At 43.6% G+C, this 6,274-nt stretch carries 7 protein-coding genes and 1 pseudogene; 4 read left to right on the top strand and 4 right to left on the bottom strand.

Annotated elements, in window-relative coordinates; all coding sequences use genetic code 11:
- Positions 1-369, top strand: a 369-nt coding sequence (locus THEPK_RS02725; protein ID WP_042698041.1) for a hypothetical protein, incomplete at its 5' end; no start/stop codon positions are given.
- A 69-nt stretch (positions 370-438) separates the two neighbouring features.
- A complete protein-coding gene (locus THEPK_RS02720; RefSeq protein ID WP_042698038.1) occupies positions 439-666 on the top strand; it encodes an Lrp/AsnC family transcriptional regulator in 228 nt (75 codons plus the stop codon).
- Positions 667-733: 67 nt separating this feature from the next.
- Here THEPK_RS02720 and THEPK_RS02715 read toward each other — a convergent pair whose 3' ends face one another.
- The 3 genes from THEPK_RS02715 to THEPK_RS02705 form a co-directional block, all read right to left on the bottom strand.
- Positions 734-1,420, bottom strand: a complete 687-nt coding sequence (locus THEPK_RS02715) for a TIGR00153 family protein (RefSeq protein WP_042698035.1) — start codon at positions 1,418-1,420, stop codon at positions 734-736.
- A gap of 5 nt (positions 1,421-1,425) precedes the next feature.
- Positions 1,426-2,652, bottom strand: coding sequence for an inorganic phosphate transporter (locus THEPK_RS02710; protein ID WP_042698032.1), 1,227 nt, complete (start codon positions 2,650-2,652; stop codon positions 1,426-1,428).
- A gap of 106 nt (positions 2,653-2,758) precedes the next feature.
- The gene (locus tag THEPK_RS02705) at positions 2,759-4,351 is read right to left on the bottom strand and encodes a metallophosphoesterase family protein (RefSeq protein WP_042698028.1); all 1,593 of its coding nucleotides are present in this window, start codon (positions 4,349-4,351) and stop codon (positions 2,759-2,761) included.
- A 346-nt stretch (positions 4,352-4,697) separates the two neighbouring features.
- Between THEPK_RS02705 and THEPK_RS13720 the strand changes: the two genes are divergently transcribed.
- Positions 4,698-5,033, top strand: coding sequence for an aromatic amino acid transport family protein (locus THEPK_RS13720; RefSeq protein WP_042698025.1), 336 nt, complete (start codon positions 4,698-4,700; stop codon positions 5,031-5,033).
- Positions 5,034-5,407: 374 nt separating this feature from the next.
- The gene (locus THEPK_RS02695; protein WP_052315878.1) at positions 5,408-5,776 is read left to right on the top strand and encodes a DUF302 domain-containing protein; all 369 of its coding nucleotides are present in this window, start codon (positions 5,408-5,410) and stop codon (positions 5,774-5,776) included.
- A 303-nt stretch (positions 5,777-6,079) separates the two neighbouring features.
- On the opposite strand, the pseudogene THEPK_RS12925 reads toward THEPK_RS02695, so the two are convergent.
- Positions 6,080-6,274 (bottom strand): annotated as a pseudogene (locus tag THEPK_RS12925) (IS6 family transposase); the annotation flags it as partial.

Here is a 6,274-nt window from a genome sequence, read left to right as displayed (position 1 = left end):
AAAAAGGGCAGGATAGAAGTTCAGGCAATAACGAGAATCCTGCCGGGTTTACTGTATCCGGTTGCTGTGAAGATCACAACTTCTGAGAACGAGCTGATTGAACTCCTGCCGGGGGGTTCTGGGAATTTTTATGCTGATGGGGCTTATGATTCAAAGGGTAGTAAGAAGAGAGACAGAGTGTTTTCTGAAGAAGAGTACAGGCGTAGGAATCCTCATGAGGGGTTCTGGGGTGCGTTTACAACGTGGTTTGGCAGTAGGATCCCCTGTTTTCTGAAAAAGACTACTGTAACCCGAATCCTGCTTGGCGTAATGTGTTATGGTCTGAAAATCCTCCTCAGAGTCAAATACTGTTTAAATAACAGGGGGTGAAACTAAACACGCCCTCAATGACGATAAGCTTTAAATACTCAAAAAACCAAATATTATTGGTGGTAAGCTATGGTGACGGCGTTTATTTTGATGGTGACAGCCGCTGGAAAGGAAAGGGAAGTTATGGAGAAACTTCTTACCTACCCGGAGGTAAAGGAAGCATATGTAGTTTATGGAGAATACGACCTTATAGTCAAGGTCGAAACCGAAACTCTCAAAGATCTCGACCAATTCATAACAGAAAGAATAAGGAAAATGCCCGAAATACAGATGACTTCAACCATGATAGCCATCTGAAGTTTCTTTCTTCTTACTTTTCTCCAAGAAGCGCGGAAAAATCCAGAAAATAAAAATTAGAAAGGTTTCATTTGTTCATCATGAGTCTTATTCTCTCTGCTGCGTCTTTTGCCTTGTCAGATATATTGCTTATTGTCTTTGCAATGTTGAGGAGGTACATCCCCAATCCCCACTCCATCTTGGCGGAATTCTTGAAAATTATCTCCATGAACCTTGTGTCAAGCTCATCTATCTTGTGCTCAACGCTTTCTATTTCCTTGATTATCGCATATTCTCTCTCGATCTCCTTCTCACCAAATCCGCTTTCTATAACCCTGTCCATCTGTACTATTGCCTCATAAACGAGTTTTGCCGCTTTGATGCTTTCCTGACTCATGGTCATTATTAAAGTCCGCACTTCATCCTTAATATCCTCAGGAATATTATTTGGGTCTCTAACTAAAAGCCACTTTGCAGTATTTTCTGCGGCATCGGCGATTTTATCTTGCATTTCAAGATAACCTAAGATGTCTCCCCTGTTAACGGGCATAAACAGCTTTGAACTAAGGCTGTCCCTTATCTCTTCCTTGATTCTATCAGCAAAATCTTCGAGATCATCCACTCTTCTCGCGTATTCCCTCATTTTCTCATATTCTCCTCTATCCCACGCCCCGAGAGCCTTTTCGAGAGTTCCTACAGCCTCTAAAACAACTTCAGCGTGCTTTATCAAAGGCTTAAACGGGCTTTTGGCAAATAATTTTGTCCAGACCTGCATTATTTTCACCCCACAATCATCAGTATCTTAAACACAATGCCCGCAATGATAGCGGCTACGGGCACGGTCACAAACCATGATATTACTATGTCCTTAACGATGTCTTTATTTATTGCTTTTACTCCCCTTGCCAGTCCCACACCTATAACAGCTCCTACAACGGTGTGTGTTGTGGAAATTGGTAGGCCCAACGAGGAAGCCACTAAAACCACCGTTGCAGCGGAAAAGTCTATGCTAAATCCTCTAGTGTTTGTTAGCTCGGTAATCTTCTTGCCAACGGTCTCCATAACTTTGTAACCATAGGTTGCCACACCCACTGCTATTCCCAGACCACCCATCGCTAAAATCCATCTTGGCACCGGAACTTTCATTCCAGCTGACCCCATGGTTGCGACTGCATAGACCGCCGCAACTGGTCCGATTGCATTTGCAACGTCGTTTGCACCGTGAGAGAGTGCAACGTAGGCAGAGGTTAGCACTTGAACCTTCCTAAATATTGCCTCAACCCCCCAGTAAGGATCGGTTGCTTTGACGTTCTTTCTCAAAAGTGCAAAGCTGACCAAAAACGCTCCAACTCCTGCTGCAAGGCCGTATCTGCTAACTGCAATGAAGAGAGACTTTCCGTGCATGACCTTTATGTAAAACATCGAACCAATGACGACGAATGCGAGTCCTATCCACACAGGCGCCCATTTTTTGGCACTTTCTATCGGATCTTTTTGCTGGAGTATGGTTTTAGAGACAAGTTTTATGACGACAAATGCAACTATCGCACCAAATACCGGTGAGAGTATCCAGCTGGCAATCACCTGTGCCATTTTACCCCAGTTCACTATTGAAGTCCCGGCATATACAATACCATAGCCTACTATACCACCTATAATGGAGTGAGTCGTTGACACTGGCAATCCAAACTTGGATGCAAACAGCAACCACAGCGATGCAGCGAGAAGGGCTGCAATAGAACCATAAACAACAACGTTGGGATCGTTAATTTGAGATGCATCGATTATTCCTTTTCTAACAGTTTCGGTAACGCTTTTTCCGAAGAGGTAAGCACCTGTGAATTCAAGCACACCTGCTATTATAACTGCCTGCTTTGGTGTTATTGCTCCGGCTCCAACGGCTGTACTCATTGAGTTTGCAGCATCGTTTGCACCTATTGCCCAAGCCATGAAAAGACCAATTGCAATTGTGATGAACAACCAAGGATCACTAAGCAGCTCGATCATTTTCACCACCGGAGCAAGCTAAATATGGAGGGTATAAATACCTTGCCGCAATAGAATATAGCCAAATACAGTGGGCTATATAGAATATATAGAAAAAAGAAAAAAATCACTCAACCTTCACGGGCTCTACCGCTATAGTATCTCCTGCGTTTATTCTTACGTAGTGGTAGAAGCCACCCTCCTCGGGCTTTGCGTATAGTGGTGCTCCTCCTCCGCCAGTTATCACCATCTCCACGCCATCCTTTTCACCGTACCAGTAGATGTGGATGTGCCCAAACACTCCAAAGGCGTTGTATTCCTTCATGAGCTCCAAGAGTTTTCTGGCATCTGTTGGATCCATTGCGTGATCTCCCTCAGGTCTCGGGTCTATCGGAGGAGTGTGCATAACTATAACCGGTCTTTTGCCTAGGGCTTTTGCTTTTTTGAGCTCTTCCTCAAACCACGTCCATTGAGCGGATGTTAGCTTGTAGTTGTTTTCAACGTTGTTTGCAAAGATGAAGTAATAGCTGCCGAGGGTAAAGGAATAATCCGTCGGCCCAAAGAATTTATGGTAGACGTTTTTGCCTTCTCCACGGTATTCGTGGTTTCCGGGAGCAACAAACACGGGCTTGTTGAACTTCCACTCCTTCAACAGCTCTGCCCATTCTTCGACTTTTCCCGAGTAAACCAAATCTCCAGTGTTGACTATAAAAGCTCCAGTATCTTCGTTCATAAGGTCTCTTATCTTGAAGAACGCCTCCGGCTGTTTGGTTCCGCTTCCGGGTCTGTTGTCCCCAAATGCCAGAAAATTAAAGTCCTTTACTTCTCTGGGAGCTATGGAGAAGTCCTCACTCGTGGTAACCTCTATCCAAGTCTCTCCTACCTTAGCCCCGTTTGGATACTCAACGAACTGGGGATTTATGTTCTCAATTACGTAGGTTATCTGAACGCCTTTCGGATCCTTGACCTTAACGCTTACGTTGAACCCGAGAGCCCTTATATAGACTTTTGAGCCGTTTACAAGTCTTATGAAGCCCCCACTTACGGTTATGTTCTCCCCTTTAACAACCCTCCAGTTGTAAATGAATGGTTCTTCCACGTATACCTCCTTTAGAACCCAGTATTCGTCTTCATCTTTTATTCCATCCCAGTCGTTATCTCCTATCACCTTTAGAACTATACCTTCGAAGTCCTCTCTTCTCAAAACAAGGGAGGGGTTCAACGTTCTTCCTTCTTTTAGTTCTTTTGCAAGCTCCAAAGCCGCTCCAATTCCGGATTTTCCATTTCCCGTGAAAATCAACCTCGCATTGCCGTTTTCTTTGTACGCAATTATTGTGCCCATTTCCTCTCCCACGAATTTAATTCCCGACTTGTAGAGCACATACCCAAAATACCCCCTTGGGGTTGTGAGAATGGGCTTTCCTCTAAGGAGTTCCCTTGCATCTTCTGGGGCTAATATCGCTATGCCGCTTTCGAACTCTTCTTTGGTCTTTATCTGAGCATTAGGGAAGTAATACTTCGCGAGCTCTTCATAGCCCTTGCTCACATACACTGTCTCAGCGCTGAACATCTCCCACCATTTTTGGATTATCTCTCCCCTGCTGTAGGAGCTGAAATCAAGTCCCTCTTGAGCTGTTGTTGAAGTTGTTGTAGAGGTTTGAGTACATCCAGCTGCAAAAACCAATAGTCCTATAAATAATATAGGCAATATCTTTCTCATTTCAGCCACCACTTATACTTCATTTCTCTTCTTAAATCTCTTTTGAAGGACTGCAGTTTTTCTTTTACTAAGGTTGGACAAAAAGAGCGTTTGATTAATATCTGCCTGGCCACAAGAAGTTTAACCGGCAGAAATGCTTTGGGACTGCCATATCTTTATGTGTCCATGTATTCATTCGGTCAATTAGATTATTTTTTGAAAATTTTTTCAAATCCTTCTGTCTCTTGTTGTCTAAGTCTCCCCACTGCCGTTCATTTTGGCACGGTATAGGGCCCTCACGTCAGCTTTTTTCACGGGAAAAGGGTTATTAGCTCCAAAAAGATTTCATAGTGCTGGAGGTGAGCGTATGAAAAGGAGTGAAGCTCTCGCAGTTTTAATCGGGACTCAGATAGGTGCTGGTGTTCTCGGATTACCATATGCAGCAAAGGAAGTTGGTCTAATCCCCTCGATTCTTGTGCTAGTGGGGGTGAAATCCTCTTCCTTAAAACAAGTTTCGCACACAGGACGCAGTATACAAAAAATACCAAATGCTGAGACCTCAAAAATAAAAATGACCTCAATTCATTTCACTGTAGGCAAGACGGAAAAACACTTGCAGCTTCATAGCCTTTATTTCATGGAAGAGTTCATACAATATGGTCGTTCTGTCTTCCATATTACCACCACTCTTTCCCCTGAGTAAGAGCAATTAAAATTAACTCACAACAAGTATTGAGATAACCAACAAACCGTCACAAAAACAAAGCCAGATTTTGAAGCTATCGAATTTTTCGCACTTTTATCCCTTGCCCATCCGACATATACCCCTCCCCTCCTTTAAGGCACACAAGGTAATGCTTCATTGTCCATTTCTACCCACAAATGTTTTACTACTGTACTTTGTTAGGTGCAGTGGTTGCAAATTATTGAATAAAAATTCATTTTATCTGTGTAAGGATTTTCCTTACACGAAAAGTATATAAACATAAACTTTCTCAATTTATTCTGCCGTTTGGCCGTATTCCAGATTGGGAATGCTCCAATACCCCCAGATTAAGTCGGCCGGAGGTATAATCAATGATTGAAGCCAGGTTAGTGTTTAATGGGTCTTTCGACGAGGCCGAGGCCAAGGTGAAGGAAGTCCTCCCCAAGGTCGGATTTGCCGTCGTCTGGGAGCAGGACTTTACAACAGTCGTCAAAAACAAGCTCGGCATTGACATGCCCAGGTACAAGACGCTCGGTCTCTGCAACGCTAAAATCTTCTACGAGCTCTGGAAAAACAACAAGGAAATCGGTGTAGTTGCACCCTGCCACCTCCTCCTCTACGAAGAAGACGGCAAAGTCCACGCCAAAATGGCCGTTCCAGAAGAGTTCTGGGACGAAAAAGTTATGGCGGAACCCTTCAACAAAGTCATCGAACTCCTAAAGGAGATTGGCTTCAACTGACCCTTTGCTCTTTTTCTCCTTTGCTTGGCTTATGTGGAAGTACTCTCGAGCTCGAAATTCTACTGTCAAGCCTGCCTAGAAACTTTTGAGGATTTTGAAGATCCACTTCACGGAAAATGTCCCAAAGTTCCAAGGAAAGAGCGCCGAAGAACTCGTGGAACTTCTGATTGGGCGGATCAGTATGGTCGAGAACACAGAAACATTTAAATTCGCTACAGGCCTATGATACATCTTTGTTACACAATCAATGCCAATACAGATCGGAAGAATTTGTTAAACTTTTTTATCTTTTTAGAGATACTGTTAGGATAACTGGGGCATCACCTCCTGAAGCCATTCAGTAACATCACCAGGCGGATCACCAAAACTAGAATGAATTCTGACAAAATTATACCAGAAGGCAAACAGAAAAACAAACCTAATGAACCCTCCTCCAGTCTTTACCCCTGAAATTATTCCAGAAACGCTTCGTCCTCTCCTTCAACGTCCTAAACCAGC

The organism is Thermococcus sp. PK (assembly GCF_000430485.1).
GTDB lineage: Archaea > Methanobacteriota_B > Thermococci > Thermococcales > Thermococcaceae > Thermococcus_A > Thermococcus_A bergensis.
Note: the sequence above shows the minus strand (reverse complement) of the source record. Positions and strands in the feature narration are given on the sequence as shown.